This window comes from Streptomyces sp. WAC07094 (assembly GCF_036320405.1).
Lineage (GTDB): Bacteria > Actinomycetota > Actinomycetes > Streptomycetales > Streptomycetaceae > Streptomyces > Streptomyces lannensis.
Genome location: NZ_JAVMJZ010000001.1, coordinates 7,262,782 through 7,281,944, shown reverse-complemented (window position 1 = coordinate 7,281,944; position 19,163 = coordinate 7,262,782). Strand labels below are relative to the sequence as shown.

General features: G+C 70.6%; 18 protein-coding genes. 7 read left to right on the top strand and 11 right to left on the bottom strand.

Going from position 1 to position 19,163, the window contains the following annotated elements:
* Positions 1 to 27 precede the first annotated feature (27 nt).
* The 6 genes from RCR19_RS32475 to RCR19_RS32450 all read left to right on the top strand — a co-directional run bounded on the left by RCR19_RS32475 (position 28) and on the right by RCR19_RS32450 (position 5,017).
* Complete coding sequence (locus RCR19_RS32475; protein WP_331268340.1) at positions 28 to 687, top strand: class F sortase; 660 nt, start codon at positions 28 to 30, stop codon at positions 685 to 687.
* Positions 688 to 816: 129 nt separating this feature from the next.
* Positions 817 to 1,278 (top strand): universal stress protein, encoded by a 462-nt coding sequence (locus RCR19_RS32470; RefSeq protein WP_059126834.1) that lies wholly within the window; start codon positions 817 to 819, stop codon positions 1,276 to 1,278.
* Positions 1,279 to 1,428: 150 nt separating this feature from the next.
* Positions 1,429 to 2,853, top strand: a complete 1,425-nt coding sequence (locus tag RCR19_RS32465; RefSeq protein ID WP_331268339.1) for an amino acid permease — start codon at positions 1,429 to 1,431, stop codon at positions 2,851 to 2,853.
* 169 nt (positions 2,854 to 3,022) lie between these two features.
* Positions 3,023 to 3,568, top strand: coding sequence for a sigma-70 family RNA polymerase sigma factor (locus tag RCR19_RS32460; protein WP_059126833.1), 546 nt, complete (start codon positions 3,023 to 3,025; stop codon positions 3,566 to 3,568).
* 135 nt (positions 3,569 to 3,703) lie between these two features.
* A complete protein-coding gene (locus tag RCR19_RS32455) occupies positions 3,704 to 4,216 on the top strand; it encodes a hypothetical protein (RefSeq protein ID WP_331268338.1) in 513 nt (170 codons plus the stop codon).
* Positions 4,217 to 4,360: 144 nt separating this feature from the next.
* Complete coding sequence (locus RCR19_RS32450; protein ID WP_331268337.1) at positions 4,361 to 5,017, top strand: zf-HC2 domain-containing protein; 657 nt, start codon at positions 4,361 to 4,363, stop codon at positions 5,015 to 5,017.
* 182 nt (positions 5,018 to 5,199) lie between these two features.
* Here the strand turns inward: RCR19_RS32450 and RCR19_RS32445 are convergent, their stop codons facing one another.
* From RCR19_RS32445 to RCR19_RS32435, 3 genes are all read right to left on the bottom strand, one after another.
* Positions 5,200 to 6,060, bottom strand: a complete 861-nt coding sequence (locus RCR19_RS32445) for a DNA-formamidopyrimidine glycosylase family protein (protein ID WP_331268336.1) — start codon at positions 6,058 to 6,060, stop codon at positions 5,200 to 5,202.
* 47 nt (positions 6,061 to 6,107) lie between these two features.
* Positions 6,108 to 8,180: a SpoIIE family protein phosphatase gene (locus tag RCR19_RS32440; RefSeq protein ID WP_331268335.1), complete on the bottom strand. Its 2,073-nt coding sequence runs from the start codon at positions 8,178 to 8,180 to the stop codon at positions 6,108 to 6,110.
* A gap of 78 nt (positions 8,181 to 8,258) precedes the next feature.
* Positions 8,259 to 9,587, bottom strand: coding sequence for a DUF6777 domain-containing protein (locus RCR19_RS32435; protein ID WP_331268334.1), 1,329 nt, complete (start codon positions 9,585 to 9,587; stop codon positions 8,259 to 8,261).
* Positions 9,588 to 9,739: 152 nt separating this feature from the next.
* Here RCR19_RS32435 and RCR19_RS32430 point away from each other — a divergent pair, with 152 nt between their 5' ends.
* Positions 9,740 to 11,164: a lipase maturation factor family protein gene (locus RCR19_RS32430; protein WP_331268333.1), complete on the top strand. Its 1,425-nt coding sequence runs from the start codon at positions 9,740 to 9,742 to the stop codon at positions 11,162 to 11,164.
* Here RCR19_RS32430 and RCR19_RS32425 read toward each other — a convergent pair.
* From RCR19_RS32425 to RCR19_RS32390, 8 genes are all read right to left on the bottom strand, one after another.
* Complete coding sequence (locus RCR19_RS32425) at positions 11,152 to 11,991, bottom strand: amidohydrolase family protein (protein WP_331268332.1); 840 nt, start codon at positions 11,989 to 11,991, stop codon at positions 11,152 to 11,154. The two genes, RCR19_RS32430 and RCR19_RS32425, sit on opposite strands and share 13 nt — an antisense overlap.
* Positions 11,988 to 12,302 (bottom strand): L-rhamnose mutarotase, encoded by a 315-nt coding sequence (locus RCR19_RS32420; protein ID WP_331268331.1) that lies wholly within the window; start codon positions 12,300 to 12,302, stop codon positions 11,988 to 11,990. The genes RCR19_RS32425 and RCR19_RS32420 overlap by 4 nt, the downstream gene beginning before the upstream one ends.
* Positions 12,299 to 13,285, bottom strand: coding sequence for an aldo/keto reductase (locus RCR19_RS32415; protein WP_331268330.1), 987 nt, complete (start codon positions 13,283 to 13,285; stop codon positions 12,299 to 12,301). The genes RCR19_RS32420 and RCR19_RS32415 overlap by 4 nt, the downstream gene beginning before the upstream one ends.
* Positions 13,282 to 14,037: an SDR family oxidoreductase gene (locus tag RCR19_RS32410; RefSeq protein WP_331268329.1), complete on the bottom strand. Its 756-nt coding sequence runs from the start codon at positions 14,035 to 14,037 to the stop codon at positions 13,282 to 13,284. Before RCR19_RS32410 ends, RCR19_RS32415 begins: the two co-directional genes overlap by 4 nt.
* A complete protein-coding gene (locus tag RCR19_RS32405) occupies positions 14,034 to 15,374 on the bottom strand; it encodes an L-fuconate dehydratase (RefSeq protein ID WP_331268328.1) in 1,341 nt (446 codons plus the stop codon). Before RCR19_RS32405 ends, RCR19_RS32410 begins: the two co-directional genes overlap by 4 nt.
* 75 nt (positions 15,375 to 15,449) lie before the next feature.
* Positions 15,450 to 16,475: an ABC transporter permease gene (locus RCR19_RS32400; protein ID WP_331268327.1), complete on the bottom strand. Its 1,026-nt coding sequence runs from the start codon at positions 16,473 to 16,475 to the stop codon at positions 15,450 to 15,452.
* Positions 16,468 to 17,976 carry a sugar ABC transporter ATP-binding protein gene (locus RCR19_RS32395; RefSeq protein WP_331268326.1) on the bottom strand — a complete coding sequence of 503 codons (1,509 nt, stop codon included), beginning with the start codon at positions 17,974 to 17,976 and terminating at the stop codon, positions 16,468 to 16,470. Before RCR19_RS32395 ends, RCR19_RS32400 begins: the two co-directional genes overlap by 8 nt.
* Positions 17,973 to 19,058 (bottom strand): sugar ABC transporter substrate-binding protein, encoded by a 1,086-nt coding sequence (locus RCR19_RS32390; RefSeq protein WP_331268325.1) that lies wholly within the window; start codon positions 19,056 to 19,058, stop codon positions 17,973 to 17,975. The genes RCR19_RS32395 and RCR19_RS32390 overlap by 4 nt, the downstream gene beginning before the upstream one ends.
* Between the last annotated feature and the right edge of the window lie 105 nt (positions 19,059 to 19,163).

Sequence of the window (19,163 nt, the reverse complement as noted above, 5' to 3'; positions counted from 1 at the left end):
ACGGCCGCGTCGAGAGGGGATTGGCGAATGTCTGCGTCCGGGTCGGCCGGCACGGAGGACCGGCAGAAGAAGCGGGCCCCGTGGGGCATGATGGCGATCGCCCTGCTGACGGGCCTCGCCCTCGTCCGCAATGGTTCCGGTCACGTCGACGTGGGCCCGCCGCAGCCGGCCTCGGCGGCGGCCCCGGGCACCACCGGCGCCCTGAGCCACGCCGGTACGCCCGCCGCGCTGCAGTACTCCGTGGTCAGCCGCGTCCGTATCCCGGCGATCCAGGTCGACGCGCCCGTCGTACCGGTCGGCCTCGACGCCTCCGGCTGGGTGAGCGCGCCACCGCCCGAGGACACGAACCTCGCGGGCTGGTTCACCGGCGGGGTCTCTCCCGGTGAGAAGGGCACGGCGGTGATCGTGGGCCACGTCGACAACGACGTGGGCCCGGCGGTGTTCTACGGACTGGGCGCCCTGAAGCAGCGCGACCGTGTCGAGGTACGGCGCCTGGACGGCAAGACGGCCGTGTTCGAGGTCTACGGCAACGAGGTCTTCGACAAGAAGAACTTCCCCGGCGGCCGCGTCTACGGGAACAAGGGCGCCCCGGAGCTGCGGGTCATCACCTGCGGAGGAGGTTTTTCCGAGGAACACGGTTACGCGGGGAACGTGGTGGTGTTCGCCCGCATGGTCGAAGTGCGGTGAGTGCGATCGGAGCGGACGGCGGACAGCCCGGGACGGATCGGCGCAAGCCACCGTGTCCCGCCGACCCGCGTGGAATTCCCCGGCGCCCGAACGGGCCCCGGACCTGCGGTTTCCGATAGCCTCACCGCCGTGACGGAACAGCACTCGCATCAGTTCGAGCGAGGAACGGACGGGCCCAAAGTCATCGTCGTCGGCGTCGACGGCTCCGATTCCTCGCTCCGGGCGGCCGCCTACGCCGGCGGTCTCGCCCGTCGGCAGCGGGCGCTGCTGGCCGTCGTCTACGTGCAGCCTGTGATGGCGGCGGGGGCGGCGCTCGGGGTCCCGGTGGCCGACACCACCGACGCGATCGCGGAGGACCTGGTCAAGTACATCCGCGAGGCCACCGAGCGCGTCAGAGGGATATTCGAGGTGCGCTGGGAGTTCCACACCTTCCGCGGCGACCCCTACAACGGGCTGGTCAAGGCGGCCGACGAGCTGAAGGCTGACGCGGTGGTGGTGGGCGCCTCCGAGCAGGCCGGCCACCGCATCATCGGTTCGGTGGCGATCCGGCTGGTCAAGGCGGGGCGCTGGCCGGTCACGGTCGTTCCGTAGCGGCGCCGCCGGCACCCGCGGTGCCGGCCCCGACCGCGCCCGGCGGGCGATCGTCCCTGCCGGGCACGCATGCGGTCTTCCGTCCCTGCCGTCCCCTGCGCCATCATGATCCGCCGTCAGCCCATTGCCGTATGCGAAGGGGTGAGGCTCATGGCCGGGCTCAGGATGGGTGAGGGGATTCTCCGCCGCAAACCCATCGAACGCATCGAAGAGACGGAAGTCCACGACGGCACACGGCTCGACCGTTCGCTCGGACTGTGGCAGCTCACCGCGATCGGTGTGGGCGGGATCATCGGCGCGGGCATCTTCACCCTGGCCGGCACCGTCGCCAACGGCACGGCGGGACCCGCGGTCCTTGTCTCGTTCCTCGTCGCGGGGGTGGCGAGCGCATGCGCGGCACTGTCCTACGCGGAGTTCGCGGGACTCATCCCGAAGGCCGGTTCGGCGTACACCTACGGGTACGCGGTGCTCGGCGAGTACGCGGGCTGGTTCATCGGCTGGGATCTGCTGCTGGAGTACACGGCGATCGTGGCCGTGGTCGCGATCGGCATCTCGGGCTACTTCGGCTTCCTCGTCGGCGAGACGGGCGCGCATCTGCCGGCCTGGATGCTGGGCGCGCCGGGCACGGGTGCGGGCCACCGGGTCGATCTGTTCGCGGTCGTCCTGTGCCTGCTGATCGCGTGGCTGCTCAACCTCGGTATCCGCAACGCGGCCCGGTTCGAGACGACGGTGGTGGCTCTCAAGATCCTTGTGGTTCTGCTGGTGATCGGTGTCGGCGTCTTCCACATCGACACCGGCCACTACCACCCCTTCTTCCCCTACGGCGTCGGCGGAGCGTTCACCGGGGCCGCGACGGTCTTCTTCGCCGTCTTCGGGTACGACGCCATGTCGACCGCGGCCGAGGAGTCCAGGGACGCGCAGCGGCACATGCCGAAGGCGATCCTGTACTCGCTGGGGATCTCCATGGTCCTGTACGTGGCGGCCTGCCTGGTGCTGACGGGCATGCAGGACTACAAGGACATCGACAAGGAGAGCGGGTTCTCGAGCGCGTTCAAGGCCGTGGGGCTCGGCGGGCTGGCGGACGTGATCGCGGTCGGGGCCATCGTCGGCATCCTCACGGTGATGTTCACCTTCATGCTGGGCGTCACCCGGGTGTGGTTCTCGATGTCCCGGGACGGACTGCTGCCCGGATGGTTCGCGAAGACGCATCCCACGCGTCACGTCCCCACCCGCGTCACCTGGATCGTCGGGATCGCCTCCGCCGCCATCGCCGGGTTCCTGCCCATCGGCGAGGCCGCCGAACTGACCAATATCGGCATCCTGTTGGCTTTCGTGGTGGTGTGCGCCGCGGTGATCGTCCTGCGCTACCGGCAACCGGATCTGCCACGCTCCTTCCGCACACCGTGGATGCCGTTCGTACCCGCACTCGGCGTGGTCTTCTCGATCTGGCTGATCACGTTTCTCCAGTGGCAGACGTGGGTGCGGTTCGCGGTGTGGTTCGCGATCGGCCAGGTCGTCTACTTCGGGTACTCGTACAAGCGCTCCAAGCTGGCCAGGACCGTCGGATCTTCCTGACGCCGCCCGGGCCCCGCCACCCCTCCCGCAGTTCGGCGAGAGCGGAGCCGGGCCCGTGCGGTGGGCGGTCGACCGCTCGCCGAACCGTTCACCGACGAACAGCGACCGCCCACCGCACGGCCCGGTCCCGGACCTGTGCGGAGGGCGCGGCCCGCGTTGCCATACGCCCATGACGGCCGTAACCACCACCCCGACCGGGACGACCGCCGAGCACGAGCTGGCCGAGCTGCAGCGCGAGCACGGCCGCCCCCTCTTCGCCCTGCTGCTCAGGCTCTCGGACGGCGACCGGCAGCGCGCCGAGGATCTGTTGCAGGAGACGTTCGTACGCGCCTGGCAACACCCCGAAGCGCTTCGCGCGCATGATTTCGACTCCGTGCGCCCCTGGTTGCTGACCGTCGGCCGGCGGCTCGCGATCGACGCGCGGCGGGCCCGTCAGGCGAGACCTGCCGAGGTCGGGGACGCCGTGCTGGAGAACGCGAGGGTGATCGCCGACCATGCGGAACGATCCGCCGCGATGCTCGACGTACGCGAGGCTGTGAAGACACTCACTCCCGAGCACCGGGACGTACTGGTGCAGGTGTATTTCCGAGGGGCCAGTGTGGCGGAGGCCGCCGAGGCCCTGGGAATTCCGCCCGGTACGGTGAAGTCTCGCGCGTACTACGCATTGCGCGCCCTGCGCCGAGTTTTGCCGGGATACGCGGCCGACCTGCGGTGAAACCGTAGGCCGAGTCAAGCCTCCGTAAAGCGCCTTGCTGCCGACCATGGTTGAGCAATCAGCTTGCTTCATCCGTGTTCCGGACCGGGGCCCGGGTTCGGGCGACGCGCACGTACCGGAGGAAGGCAGGAAGGGATGCTGCACAGAGGCCAAGAGAGCACGGACGGCACCGGAGGCGGTGAACTGGCCGTCCCCATGGCGTGGCTGTATGCCGAGTACATCGCGGACGAACTGCTCCGCACGGGCGACCTCATGCCGCCGACGTCCTTCGAGTTCCGTGCCGGGCGCGACGCCCTGGCACTGACCATCTTCCTGTCCGACACCGGCGGCGAGCTGTCCGGGATCCGTGTGGTCTCACAGCTGGAGACCTGGCTCTCGCTGACGGCGTACGACCAGCCCTGGCAGGACTGGGTGCGTGGGCGCATGGCCCAGCTGGCCGCCGAGGCGATCGAGTGCGGCGGGCCCGCCCCGGACCTGGAGCTCGCGTCGGCGGCCTGGCGCTGGCTGGAGGAGACCGAGCTGCTCGCCCCCGATCTGGACGCGGTGCCCGACGGGGTCCCCGTGGGCGAGGAGGACGGCCCCAAGGTCTGGACTCCGGCCTGGCAGCTGGGACTTCCCCTCGGGCACCTCGCCATCCATCTTTTTTGAACCGGGACCAATCCGCCGGGCCGACGGCTCCGAATGTCTTGGCCGCGATTCGGTAACGGCCTTGAGTGATTCGGCTGTCTGGTCCGTACCGGTGGGCAACAGCAGCACCACCCCCACCCCGCTCACCGGTCATGAGGATTTGGTATGAGGTCCCTGGAACGCCATCGCGACGTCGGCGCCTACGCGCTCGGCGTTCTGGATGAGACGGAATCCTTTCGCTTCGAGGACCACCTCATGGAATGCGCCAGTTGTAAGGCGCACGTGAGCGAGTTCCGTCCCGCCGCACGACAGCTGATGCTGTACCGCAACGCGACCCCGCGGTCGGTGAGTCCCTTCGCGGCCCCTGGGCCCCGCCTGTTGGAGCGGGTGCTCGACGAGGTGACGGCCAAACGTCGCAGCGGGCGACAACGCCTGCTCTACGCGGTCGCGGCCGCCGTGCTGTTCGCGGTCGGCGGCCCGTCGCTGGCGCTCGTCTCCGGGCACGGCGGGTCTTCGGACACGACCGCCATGAGCGCGACCGACCCGGACACCGGCGTCTGGGCGGAGATCAGCACGCAGGACCGGGTGTGGGGCAGCCAGGTGGATGTGACGGTCAAGGACAGGTCCGGGCCGCACCCGTGCCGGCTCGTCGCGGTGGGCAAGGACGGCTCGGAGCAGACGGTGACGAGCTGGATGGTGCCCGCGGAGGACGGGGATGCGACCACCGTGCACGGAGGCGCCGCGCTCCCGTCCCGGCAGATCGACCACTTCGAGGTGCGTACCAGGGACGGGCAGCACCTGGTCACGCTGAAGTCCCACTGACGCCTTCTTGGCACCGACGACACGGGCCGGATACGCCCGTTGGCCTCGGCCGGGTCGGAAGGACGCAGGCCGCTTCCGGTCGGCGTCGTGAGAGGTCGGGATCTTGCGCGGGTGTCCGCCGGGCAGCAGTCGGCAGGCGGGGGGGCACGGTTCCGGCCGTTCGTCCGCGTCGGGCGCGGGGCCTACTTGAGCAACCGTGACAACCTGCGGTCCGCCAGCGGTTTGCCGCCCGTCTGGCAGGTCGGGCAGTACTGCAGCGAGGAGTCGCTGAAGGACACCTCGCGGATCGTGTCGCCGCACACCGGGCAGGGCTCGCCGGTCCGGCCGTGGACCCTCAGGCCGCCCTTCTTCTCCGACTTCAGGCGGCCGGCCGCGAGACCCCGGGAGCGCTCGACCGCCTCCGTGAGCGTGCTGCGCAGAGCCTCGTACAGACGTCCCGTCTCCGCCGGGGAGAGCGACGCGGCCAGTTTGAACGGGGACATCTTCGCGGCGTGCAGGATCTCGTCGCTGTAGGCGTTGCCGACACCGGCGATCAGGCTCTGGTCGCGCAGTGCGCCCTTGATCTGGCGGCGCTCCCCCTCGAGGAGCTTCGCGAGGCGCTGCTCGTCGAAGTCGGCGGCCAGCGGATCGGGGCCCAGCCGGGCGACGCCGGGCACGTCCTGCGGATCGTGGACGACGTAGACGGAGAGCCGTTTCTGGGTGCCCGCCTCCGTCAGGTCGAAACCCTCCCCCGTCTCCAGCGCGACCCGCAGGGCGAGCGGACCCTTGCCGGGCCGCGGCACGCCGTCGGGGAGGCGGTCCTTCCACTGGAGCCAGCCCGCTCGGGCCAGATGGGTGACGAAGTGCAGTCCGACGGCCTCCACGTCGAGGAACTTGCCGTACCGGTGCACCGCTGTGACCGCGCGGCCCTCGAAGGCGGTGACCGGGGGGTCGTACGTCTTCAGGACGCTGATCGCGACGGGCAGCACGCGCACCATCTCGTGGCCGACGAGATGCTCGGACAGGAAATCCTTGAGCGCTTCGACCTCGGGCAGTTCCGGCATGTGTACCAGAGTGCCACCCTGCCCGGCTTCGCGACCGGCGAGGCGTCTCACCCGCGTCGCGGAACCATGAATTCGCACCACACGACCTTGCCGCCGCCGCGCGCCTCCACTCCCCACACGTCCGTGAGCCGGTCGACGAGCAGCAGCCCGCGGCCCGAGACACCGGACTCGCCCGCTTCCCGGCGGCGGGGCAGGGCGCTGGAGGAGTCCTCGACCTCCACCCGCAGCCTGCGGTCGTGGCCGGCGAGGACCCGAAGTGTGACGACCGCGGATCCCTCGGTGTGCAGGAGCACGTTGGTGATCAGTTCGTCGGCGACCAGTTCGATCTCGTAGGAGCGCTCCCCCACGCCCCAGGCGCGGACCGCGGCGCGGATCATGCGGCGGGCATCACCGAGCGCCTGCGGGTCACCGGGCCCGACGTGGTGCTGGAGCCGGCCGCCGGACCGCTGGGCCAGGCCCCGGCGCCGGAGGAGCAGCAGTGCCACGTCGTCGTGGCCACCCCGATCCTCGGCCGATGCGATGAGCCGGTCGGCCAGGTCGCTCACATCGCCCGGGCCGGTGCAGACGAGGTCCCGCAGAGTCCGCATGCCGTCGTCGAGATCGGTGCCGGGCTGTTCGATCAGTCCGTCGGTGCACAGCAGCAGGGTCTGGCCGGGGTCCAGCTCGACGGTGGTCACCGGGTACTCGAGACGGCCGAACTCCGCGGACAGCCCGAGCGGGAGCCCGCCCTCGACGGACAGCCGCCTGCAGCAGTCCTCGGTCGTCCGCAGCAGTGGATCGACATGGCCGGCGCGGACCAGCTGCACCACCCCGCTGGACAGGTCGGCCTCGACGTACAGACAGGTCGCGAAGCGCTCGGTGTCGAGCTCCTTGAGGAAGACCGAGGCGCGGGCCACCACGGTGGCCGGCGTGTGGCCCTCGGCGGCGTAGGCGCGCAGGACGATCCTCAGCTGGCCCATGACGGCGGCGGCGTGTGTGTCGTGGCCCTGTACGTCGCCGATGACGGCGCCGACCCGGCCGCCGGGAAGCGGGATCACGTCGTACCAGTCGCCGCCGATGTCCCGGCCGAGGGAGGCCGAACGGTAGCGGACGGCGATGTCGGCGCCGGGCACGCTGGGTATGGAACGCGGCAGCATCGCCTGTTGCAGGCTCTGGGCGAGGTCCTTGTCCTGCTCGTAGAACATGGCGCGCTGAAGGCTCTGCGCGATGCTGCTGCCCAGCGCGACGAGGACGTTGCGGTCCTCGGTGGTGAATCCGTACCGGTCGTCGTAGAGCAGACCCACGGCGCCGATGGGGCGCGCATGCGCGATCAGCGGCAGATAGGCGGCCGAGGTGATGCCCAGGTGCCCGAGGTACGGCCACAGGATCGGGTAGCGCTCCGCGAACTCCTCCGGTGACTCGATGAACTGCGGTGAAAGGCTCCGGATCGCCTCGCCCATCGGATACGGCTCGTCGATGCGCGTGACGCCGGCTCCGGGGAGGGAGCGGCCTTCGGGGCCCTCGGCGACGATCTTGATGCGGCTGCTCTCCACCATCCCCACCACGAGGGACATCGCCCCGAGGTGGGTCAGGCCCCGGCTGTCCTTGAGGACGTCGATGACGTCCTGCACGGTGCGGGCGTGGGCCAGGGCCGCGGTGGTGATCTGGACGACGTCCGTCTGCCGGCGCAGCGCCTCGTCCTGGGACCTCTGTTCGCCGCGGGTCCGGCCGTCCCGCAGCTCCTGGGTGGCGTCGCGGAGGATGCCGATGATCCGGTGCGCCCTGCCCGTCTCGTCGCGATGGATATAGCCCTGGCTGTGCGTCCAGCGCAGGGTGCCGTCCCGGCGGCGGATGCGGAAGTAGGTTCCGTAGTTCGCGCTGCCGTCCTCGATCGAACGGGCGACGACGGCGTCGAGGCGCCTGCCCTCGGTCGGCGGTATGCGCAGCGAGAGGCTCTCGCGGCGGCCGTCGTATTCGTCGGGGCACAGATCGAGGATGTCGTAGGCCTGGGCGTCCATGTGGAACAGCCCGGTGTCCAGGTCCCAGTCGAAGCTGCCCATGCGGTTGAGCGCCAGGATCGGATCCGGTGGGGCGGGCCGACCCTGCGGCCGTGACAGGGCGCTCGCTGCCCGATCAGCCATGGGCCCACGATGCCAGGATTTGCCGGAATCTTCGACTTCTGCCCGGTGGTCCCCGGGGCCGCGGCCGCCCCGGAGGGTTCAGTGGCCGACCGCGTCGGCCGGGCTGTCGAACAGCGGGCTCTCCGTGCTCGTGTCGCCGGGGACCGGACGGCCGCCGTCGGAAGCGTCGGGCTTCGGCGCGGACGGCCGAGCGGACGGCGTGACCGCCCCGGGCGTGGCCGGCGCAGCGGTGGCGGCGGCGGCGATGGAAGCGGTGGGACAGTCGACGTCCCCGGGCGGGACATCCCCCGGCACCCGGGTCTCGCGCGTCGTCAACGGCGCGGTGGTGACGGTCACGCTGGGCAGCACGCAGTCGGCTCCGGGCCGCCGCAGCGTCAGGTTCTTCTCGTGCGGGGCGTCGCTCCTGTCCGGGTCCGGGTTCTCGAGGGCAGGGATGCCGCTCGGGATCGGCGCGGGCTGCAGCAAGGAGGTCCCGAACTGCCTCGGCGCGGCGCCCTGCCCATCGGACCTCGGCGGCCGTACGTCGGCGCGCGGGGGCCGTACCTCGACCTGCGGAGGCCGCACATCGGCCTGGGGCGGCCGGACGTCGATGTCCTGGCGCCCGTCGTCCCCCGTCCTTCGCTCTATCCACGCGTTCGTGTTGTCGATGTCGATGAGCGTGATGTTGGCGATGGTCTGCGGAGCCGGGGTGACGACGACGACCTGGGCGGGCCGGTAGGCGGACCAGGGCCGGCCGTGGGTCGTCGGGGTGCCCCTCAGTGACGTGGGCTCGCCGATCGGGTTGCCGGAGGCGCAGCGCACCCGGGGCACGCCGCGGTTGTCGACCAGGACGGATGTGCCCGCTTCCAGGACGGACTGGCGGCCGGCGACGCGTCCGTCGCGGAAACCGTGGTCGGTGACGCGTGTGTCGGCGCGCAGGACGACCGATGTCAGGCCGCGCAGATAGGCGGGGACGGACGCCTGGTGGATGCCGGAGGCCTGTGCGAAGGCGCGGGCCTTCACCCCGTCGGCGGTCAGATAGGCGACCTGCCGTTCCACGTCGCAGCTGCCGACGGAGCGGGTGCCGGCGTACAGGCCGGGCGTGGCGCCGGAAACGGACCGTGCGGCCCCTCCTGTCCTGTACGCCACCGGTTGCGGCGCCCGGGTGACGGACGTGGGCGACACGCCGGAGCGGACCGTCGAGTCGGTGAAGGGGTCGGGTCCGGGGGCCGCGGCCGACTGGAGGAAGACCTCACCCCCGGCTGGGGGACCCGGTATGAGTCCCTTCCCGCCGCATCCGGCGCACAGTAGGGTCGCGGCCGACAGCGTGCAGGCGGCTGCCAGGGCCCTGGCGGGCGCCTTCATCCTTGTGATGGCGGGATGGGGTGTCCTGAGGGGGGCCTTCAGCGACCGGGTGGGCGTCTTCACCGCGTTCTCCGCTTCGTCCAGGACGATTCGTCACTACATGTCTGCTTCACTCGCTCGAGTCGCGCAAGCGGAGCGGATCGGCACGGAGAGTCACGGGGCCCTCGGCCCGGACCGGGGTACCGGGTCACACTGGGGGGAGAGGAGCGGTCACCGTGGACTGGTTCGTGGCACCCGAGTACTGGCTCGGCCGGCTGGTGTTCCAGCGGGCCCTTGCCGTCGTGTACCTCTTCGCCTTTCTCTCCGCCGCTCTTCAGTTCCGCGCGCTGATCGGGGAGCGCGGCATCCTGCCCGTGCCGCGCCATCTGGCCCGGATGCCCTTCAAGCACGCCCCGAGTGTCTTCCACCTCCACTACTCGGACCGGTTCTTCGCCGCCTGGTCATGGGCGGGGTGCGCGGTCTCGGTGGCTCTGGTCGCCGGGCTCGACTCCCAACTGCCGCTCTGGGCGGGCATGGTGCTGTGGCTGGCCCTGTGGGCCATGTATCTGTCGATCGTCAACGTCGGTCAGACGTGGTACTCGTTCGGCTGGGAGTCACTTCTCCTCGAGGTGGGCTTCCTGGCCGCTTTCCTGGGCAACGACAAGGTGGCCCCGCCGGTCGTCGTGCTGTTCCTGCTGCGCTGGATCCTCTTCCGGGTCGAGTTCGGCGCCGGTCTCATCAAGATCCGCGGGGACGCCTGCTGGCGGAAGCTGACCTGCCTCGACTACCACCACGAGACGCAGCCGATGCCGGGCCCGCTGAGCTGGTTCTTCCACCGTCTTCCCAGGCCGCTGCACCGGGTCGAGGTGGCGGCCAATCACGTCACACAGCTGCTCGTCCCCGTCCTGCTGTTCACCCCGCAGCCGATCGCCACGGTGGCCGCGTCCCTGATGATCGTGACCCAGCTGTGGCTGGTCCTGTCCGGCAACTTCGCCTGGCTGAACTGGATCACCATCGTGCTCGCCCTGTCGGCGGTCCGGTTCCCGACCGCCGCTCCCGGGGTGGCCGCGCCGCCGCTGTGGTACGAGATCGTGGTGCTGACCGTCGCGGCGGGCCTGATCGTCCTCAGCTACCACCCCGTGCGCAACATGGTCTCCCGGGGCCAGGTCATGAACCGCTCCTTCGATCCGCTGCATCTCGTCAACACCTACGGGGCGTTCGGCAGCGTCAGCCGGATCCGGTACGAGGTGGTGATCGAGGGCACGGCGGAGGCACTGCCGCGTGAGGACTCCGACTGGCGGGAGTACGAGTTCAAGGGCAAACCGGGTGATCCTCGGCGCTGGCCGCGCCAGTTCGCGCCGTACCATCTGCGGCTGGACTGGCTGATGTGGTTCGCGGCGCTCTCCCCCGCCTACGCGGGATCCTGGTTCGGCGGGCTGGTCGAACGCCTGCTGGAGAACGACCGCGACACACTGCGGCTCCTGCGCCGCTCCCCGTTTCCGCCGGACGCCCCACCGCGCTTCGTCCGGGCACGGCTCTTCCGCTACCGGTACACGACCTGGCAGGAACTGCGCAGCACGGGAGCATGCTGGGAGCGCACCTATGTCCGCGAGTTCCTGCCGCCCACACGGTTGGCGGCCCAGGCGGCTCAGAGCCGGTAGACCCGGGCGGCGGTCTTCTCGAAGATCTGGGCGCGCTCGGGATCCCCGAGACCCCGAGTGAGCTCGCCGGCAGCCTCCGACACCTCGGCATAGGTGGCCGCCAGCGTGCACACCGGCCAGTCCGAGCCGAACATCAGCCGGTCGGGGCCGAAGGCGTTCAGCACGGTGTCGGCGTACGGTCGCAGATCCGCCGGGCTCCAGGCCTGATGGTCGGCCTCGGTCACCATCCCCGACAGCTTGCACACCGTGTTCGGCAGGGCGGCGAGCGACCGCACGCGGGACGCCCAGGGTTCGAGTTCCCCGGAGGCGATGGGCGGCTTGCCCAGGTGATCCAGGACGAAGGTCAGCTGGGGAAGATCGGCGGCCACCCGGACGCACGCCGGGAGCTGGCGGGGCAGGACCACCAGGTCGTACACCAGACCCGCCGCCGCGACCGCCTCCAGGCCCCGCCGTACGTCGGAGCGCAGCAGCCACTCGGGGTCCGGCTCCCCCTGGACCTGGTGCCGGATCCCGCGGAGGTACGGGCCGCCGGGCAGTTCGCGCAGCCGGTCCAGGGTGTCCTTGACATCGGGTGCGGTCAGATCGGTCCAGCCGACGACCCCGGCGACGAGGTCGTCGTCCTGCGCCAGCGCCAGGAACTCCGGGGTCTCCTCCGCCACCGTGACCGTCTGCACCAGCACGGTCCGGTCGACACCGGCCGCGCGTGCCTCGGGCGCGAGGTCCGCCATGGTGAAGTTCCGCCGCAGGGGCCGAAGCGCGGGTCCGGTGATCCAGTCCTGGTCCCGGACGGACAGGTCCCAGACGTGGTGATGGGCGTCGACGGTCACGGCAGCTCCCATACGACGGGAAGGCCGGCGTCCGTGCCCTCTTGTGAGTAGTCGTGCACGACGTCGAGCAGCTCCGCCATCCGAGCCTGCCAGGCCACGTTGACCGGGAGAGCCTCCAGCTCGGCCAGTAGCCGCGGGTAGTTCTCGCACTCCAGCAGATGGAAGAGGTCCGTCCCGCTGCGCCAGATGGTCCACGAGGTGGCACCGGCCGCCCTGATCGCCCGGGTGAGCTCCTCGGGCACGTCCCGGTGGGCGGCCTCGTACGCCTCGATGCGATCGGCGCGGACCCTGGTGTGCAGGGCGACTCTCATGACGGCTCCTCGACGGGGACGGGGGCATGGGCCGGCAGCAGGTCCGCATCCTTCAACTGCTGCCAGAACGCGGGCGGGACGGTCGCCGCGAACTGCTCGGCGCAGTCGCGGACCTCGGCCGCCGAGCGCGCGCCGACGAGCACGCTCGCCACGGCCGGGTGGGCGCCGCAGAACGCCAGCGCCGCGGCCCGCAGCGTGGTGCCGTGCCGTTCCGCGAGCGCCTTCATCCGCAGTGCACGGTCCAGCAGTTCGGCCGGTGCCGCCGCGTAGTCGTAGGTGGCGTCGGGCCTCGGGTCGGCCAGCAGACCGGAGTTGAACGCGCCGCCGACGACCACGGAGACGCCGCGGTCGGCGGCTGCCGGGAGCAGTTCGTCCAGTGCCCGCTGGTCGAGCAGGGTGTACCGGCCCGCGCACAGCACCACGTCCACATCCGTCTCACGGACGAACCGGGTCAGCATCCCTGCCTGGTTCATGCCGGCGCCGATCGCGCCGACCACGCCCTGTGAGCGGAGTTTCTCCAGCGCCGGAGCGGCCTCCCGCAGCGCCTGTTCGGCATGGTCGTCCGGGTCGTGCAGATAGACCACGTCGACGCGGTCGAGGCCGAGCCGCTCGAGGCTGTCCTCCAGGCTGCGCCGCACGCCGTCCGCGCTGAAGTCCCAGACGCGGCGGTGGGTGGCCGGTACGGCGAAGCCGTTCGCCAGGTCGTCGCCGCCGGTGCCCGCGGGCTCCAGCAGACGGCCGACCTTGGTCGAGACGGTGTAGGCGGCGCGGGGGTGCTCGCGCAGGGCCGCACCGAGGCGGCGTTCGGACAGGCCGAGTCCGTAGTGCGGGGCCGTGTCGAAGTAGCGGATCCCGCTGTCCCAGGCGGCCTGGACCGCCTCGTACGCCCGTTCCTCGCCGACCTCGGTGTAGAGGTTGCCGATGCCGGCGGCGCCGAAGGCCAGTGGACCGACCTCGACGCCGCTGCCGCCGAGGGTGCTCACTGGCCCACCGGCCGCAGCCGAAGGCCCTGCATGCCGCCGTCGACCGCGAGGGCGGTGCCGGTGGTGGAGCCCGACAGAGGGCTCGCCAGGTAGGCGATGGCACCGGCCACCTCGGCTGCCGTCACCAGGCGGCCGGCGGGCTGGCGGGCCTGGAGCGCGGCGCGTTCGGCCGCCGGGTCGGGGGCGGCGTCGAGGAGGCGGGCGACCCAAGGGGTGTCCACCGTGCCGGGGTTGACGCAGTTCACCCGGATGCCCTCGCGGACGTGATCGGCGGCCATGGCGAGGGTCAGCGAGAGGACGGCGCCCTTGCTGGCGCTGTACAGGGCCCGCTGCGGGAGCCCGGCCGTCGCGGCGATGGAGCATGTGTTCACGATCGCCGCGTGCGCCGACTCCCGCAGATGCGGCAGCGCGGCGCGGGTCGTGCGCACCATGCCCAGGACGTTGACGTCGAGCACCCGCCACCACTGCTCGTCGTCGTTGTCCTCGACGGTTCCCTGGGCGCCGATACCAGCGTTGTTGATCAGCACGTCCAGGCCGCCGAGATCGGTGACCGCGGCGGACAGGGCCGCGCGGACGGACGCATCGTCGGTCACATCGGCCCGATGGGCGAGCAGCGGCTTGTCCACCGACGAGGGGTCGAGGTCCAGTACGGCCACCTCGGCACCGCGCACCGCCAGCAGCTCGGCGGTGGCCCGGCCGATCCCGGAGGCCCCGCCGGTCACCAGTGCCTTGAGGCCCTCGAAGTCGCTCATGCCGCGTGCCCCTTCTTCTGTTCGAGGTCGGCGGCCCAGAAGGTACCGCCGGGGAAGGTGTACTGAGCGATGGACTCGGGCCGCATCGCCGCGGAGAAGCCCGGCGAGGTGGGCGCCGAGTAGCGGCCTTCCCTGATCACCACCGGGTCGATGAAGTGCTCGTGGAGGTGGTCGACGTACTCGATGACCCGGTCGTCGGTCGTGCCCGAGAGCGCGACCAGGTCGAACATCGACAAGTGCTGGACCAGTTCGCACAGCCCGACCCCGCCCGCGTGCGGGCAGACCGGCACCCCGTACTTCGCGGCCAGCAGCAGGATCGCCAGGTTCTCGTTGACGCCGGCGACGCGGGCCGCGTCGATCTGGAGGACGTCGATGGCGCCAGCCTGGAGCATCTGCTTGAAGACGATACGGTTCTGCACGTGTTCGCCGGTCGCGACCTTCACCGGCGTGACGGCCTTGCGGATCGCGGCGTGACCGAGCACGTCGTCCGGACTCGTCGGCTCCTCGATCCAGTACGGGTCGAACTCGGCGAGCTCCCGGGTCCAGGTGATCGCCTCGTCCACGTTCCAGCGCTGGTTGGCGTCGATGGCGATGCGGACGTCCGGTCCCACGACGGAACGGGCCACCCGGCACCGACGCACGTCGTCCGCGAGGTCCGCGCCCACCTTCAGCTTGATCTGCCGGAAGCCGTCGGTGACCGCCTGCGCGGCCAGCCGGGTGAGCTTCTCGTCGCTGTAGCCGAGCCACCCCGCGGAGGTCGTGTAGGCCGGGTAGCCCTCCGCCAGCAGCCGAGCGGTGCGCTCCTCGGTGCCCTGCCTGCCGCGCCGCAGGAGGTCCAGGGCCTCCTCGGGGGTGAGCGCGTCGGTGATGTAGCGGAAGTCGATCTGGCGGACGAGCCACTCCGGTTCGGCCTCGGCGAGCAGCCGCCACAGGGGCTTGCCCGCACGGGTGGCGGCCATGTCCCACACGGCGTTCACGACCGCGCCGATCGCCATGTGCATCACGCCCTTCTCCGGCCCCAGCCACCGCAGTTGGCTGTCGGCGATCAGGGCGCGGAAGAGCGAGCCGGGGTCCGCGCACAGTTCGTCCACGTCCCTTCCGACGACGTGTCCGCGCAGCGCCTCGATCGCCGCGACCTGTACCTCGTTGCCCCGCCCGATGGTGAACGTGAATCCGTGCCCCTCGAGACCGTCGGCGGCGTCCGTGCGCAACACGAGGTAGGCGGCCGAGTAGTCGGGGTCCGGATTCATCGCGTCGGAGCCGTCGAGCTCGCGGGAGGTGGGGAAACGGATGTCGAAGGTGTCGACCGCGGTGATACGGGCGGCAGTTGGGGACACGAGAGGCCTTTCGGTCCGGGGCACGAGGTCGTGCGAGGTCGTACGTCGTACGGCGATCTACGCCAACGAGGGAGGTCAGTCCTGGGCACGGCCCGTCGTCACACGAGCGATCATGAGAGCGACCAGGATGATTCCGCCGTAGATGGCCTGGATCCAGAACGACGGCACCTGGGCGAGGGTCAGCAGGTTCTGCACGACGCCCAGCAGGAGCACACCGGTCAGCGCGCCGAGCATGGTGCCCTTGCCGCCGTCGAGGCTGATCCCGCCGATGACCGCCGCCGCGAACACCGTGAAGATCATGTTGTTGCCCTGGTTGGCGCTGATCGCGCCCACGTACCCGGTCTGCATGATCCCGCCGATCGAGGCGAGGCAGCCGGCGACGACGAACACGCCGAGCATCACCCGCTCCACCCGGATCCCGGCGGCCCGGGCGGCGTCCGCGTTGCCGCCGATGGCGTACAGGGCGCGGCCCACGCGGTGGTAGCGCAGGACGAGACCGGCAATCGCGAAGGCGACGGCGGCCAGCCACACGGACATCGGGACGCGTAGGAACGTCGTGGTGGCCAGGGTGAAGAACGCGTCGGGCATCCCGAACAGCGTCTTGCCCTTGGTCGCACCGACCAGCAGACCGCGCAGGACGATCAGCATGGCGAGGGTGACGATGAACGCGTTGAGCTTGAACTTCACCACGAGGATGCCGTTGAAGGCGCCGATCGCCGCGCCGACGACGAGGATCGCGACGAGAGCGAGTCCGGCGGGCCACTCGGTGCCCCAGCCGGACTGGGCGGCGGGCAGGACGAGCAGAGCGCCCACCGCCGGAGCGATACCGACGACCGACTCCAGGGACAGGTCGAACTTGCCGGTGATCAGCACGAGCGACTCGGCCAGTACGACCATCGCGAGGGCCGCCGAGGCACCCAGGATCGAGATGATGTTCCGCTCGGTGAGGAACGAGTCGTTCACGAACGCGCCCAGCACCATGAGCAGCAACAGTGCGGGGAGAAGGGCGAGTTCGCGGGCCCGGCGGAGCAGCACGGACCTGGCCGAACGCGCCTCGGGGACCGGGACGGGCGTGAGCGGCTGGGCCTTGGTGTCAGCCATGGTCCACTCCTTCGATGGAAGCGATCAGCTCGTGGTCGTGCCAGCCCGCCGGGTGCTCGGCGACGATCCGGCCGTGGAAGAGAACGAGGACGCGGTCGCAGCGCCGCAGGTCGTCGAGCTCGTCGGAGACGACGAGCACGGCGGTGCCGTCCTCACGGGCGCTGTCCATCCGGGCCAGCAGCGACTCCTTGGACTTCACATCGACGCCCGCCGTGGGGTTGATGAGGACCAGCAGACGCGGATCGGAGGCCAGGGCGCGGGCCATGACGACCTTCTGCGCATTGCCGCCGGACAGGTCGGAGACCGGCTGGTCCGGGCCCTCGGCATGGATGTCGAGACGCCGGATGAGATCGGCGGCGAAGACGCGTTTGCGCCGGGTTCCGATGAACCCGTACCTGCCGAGGCGGCCCAGGACACTCATGGTGGCGTTGTCGCCGACGGTCATCCCGGCGACGAGCCCCTGTTCGTGCCGGTCCCGGGGCACGCAGCCGACGCCCGCCCCGAGCGCGGCCTGCACATCGCCGAACGGCAGCGGCCTGCCGTCGAGCCGGGCCGTGCCACCGGTCGGGGTGCGCAGTCCCGCGAACGTCTCCGCGAGTTCGATCTTCCCGCTGCCGCTGGAACCGGCGAGGCCCACGACCTCTCCGTGGCGCACGGAGAGGTCGATGCCGTCGTACGACTCGGAGGTCAGCCCCCGCGCCTCGAGGGCCACCGGGGCGTCGTCCGCCACGGCGTCCCGCGCCGACGCGGCGCGCTCGGCGACGATCTCGCCCGCCATGGCCTCCACCAGGGCCGCGCGGGAGAGATCCGCGACGGGGGCGGTGGTGATCCACCGCGCGTCGCGCAGCACCGTGACGGTCTGGCAGACCTCGTACACCTCCTGGAGGTGATGCGAGATGAACAGGAAGGTGACACCGGATTCCTGCAGCGCCCGCATGCGGGTGAAGAGACGCTCGATCTCCCGGTTGTCGAGCTGCGCGGTCGGCTCGTCGAGGATGATGAAGCGGGCGCCGAAGCTCAGCGCCCGGGCGATCTCCACCATCTGGCGGTCCTCGACCTTGAGGTCGGCCGTGCGGGCGTCCGGATCGACGTGCACGTCCCAGGTGGCGAGGACCTCGGCCGCCTCGGCCTTGAGCCTGCGCCAGCTGATGAGTCCGCCACGACCGGTCGGCTGCCTGTTGATCAGCAGGTTCTCGGCGACCGACAACTCCGGTACGACCGTGGGCTTCTGGTAGACGCAGGCGACCTTGCGCCGCCATGCGTCGCGGTCGGCGAGCGGGGGCGCGGGCTCGCCGTCGAAGCGGATCGTGCCCTCGTCGGCGGCCTGCAGCCCGGTGAGGACGTTGACGAGGGTGGACTTGCCGGCGCCGTTGCGACCGACGAGGGCATGGGACTCACCCGGGAGCACGGTGAGTTGCCCCTCCCTCAGGGCGACCGTGGGGCCGTACCGCTTGACGATCCCCCGCGCCTCCACCAGGGGGGTGACGACTGGTGTGCTCATTTGACCGTGTTGCCCCAGAGCTTGGGGTCGTCGACGTTGTCCTTGGTGACCAGCGGGGCCGGCAGCTGGTCCTCAAGGATGCCGCTGGGCAGCTTGACGATCTCGGAGTCGTGGTCGGTGGGGCCGGGCTTGAACGTCTTCCCCTGCATGGCGGCCTTGATGTAGTACATGCCGTACTTGGCGTAGGAGTCCGCCGGCTGCGAGACGGTGGCGTCGATCTCGCCCTTGCGGATCGCGTCGAACTCCTGCGGGATGCCGTCGTTGGAGACGATGGCGATGTGGCCCTTCTGGCCCGCCGTCTTCAGCATGTTCTTGGACTTGAGGGTCTGCAGCGTGGGCGCGAGGTAGACGCCGCCGGCCTGCATGTAGATGCCCTTGATGTCGGGGTTGGCGTTCAGGAGCGTGTCGAGCTTGGAGGCCGCGGTGTCGGACTCCCACTTGGCGGGGATCTCCAGGACCTTCAGCTTGGGGTACTTCTTCTTGACGCAGTCGCGGAACGCCTCCGAGCGGTCCCGGCCGTTGACCGAGGCGAGGTCGCCCATGATCTGCACGACCTTGCCGGTGGTGACGTGCTGACCGAGGTAGTCGCAGGCCTTCTCGCCGTAGGCGACGTTGTTGGCACGCACCACCATCGCCACCTTGCCCTTGTCGGGCGCGACGTCGACGGCGACCACCGGGACGCCCTTGCGTTCGGCCTGGTCGAGCCCGGCCTCGATGGCGGCGCTGTCCAGCGGGGCGACGACCAGCCCCTTCACGCCCTGATTGAGCTCGTTGTTGATGTCGGTGATCTGCTGGGACGGGTCACTGTTGGAGTTGACCGTCTTCAGGGCGTCGACGCCCTCCGACTTCGCCATCTTGGGCACGTAGTCGTTGTAGGACTGCCAGAACGGCGAGGTCAGCAGGGGCAGGATCACCCCGACCTTCCCGGTGCCGTCGCCTCCGGCGCTGGCCGGTCCGGCGTCCTTCGTGCTGCCGCATGCCGTGAGCGCCAAGGTGCCGCAAGCGGCCGCGGCCGTCGCGCGCACCGCCCACGAGGAGATTCGCCTGCCTTGCCGTCCGTACCGCACTGTCCTGCGGGCCATCTGTCGGCTCCTCATCGAGCGTGATCGACCAGTTGCCCGCATACTTATCAGACCACTCGGCCCACACAACACCCTTCGGCGGCAAGATTTCCGGTAATCCGACCG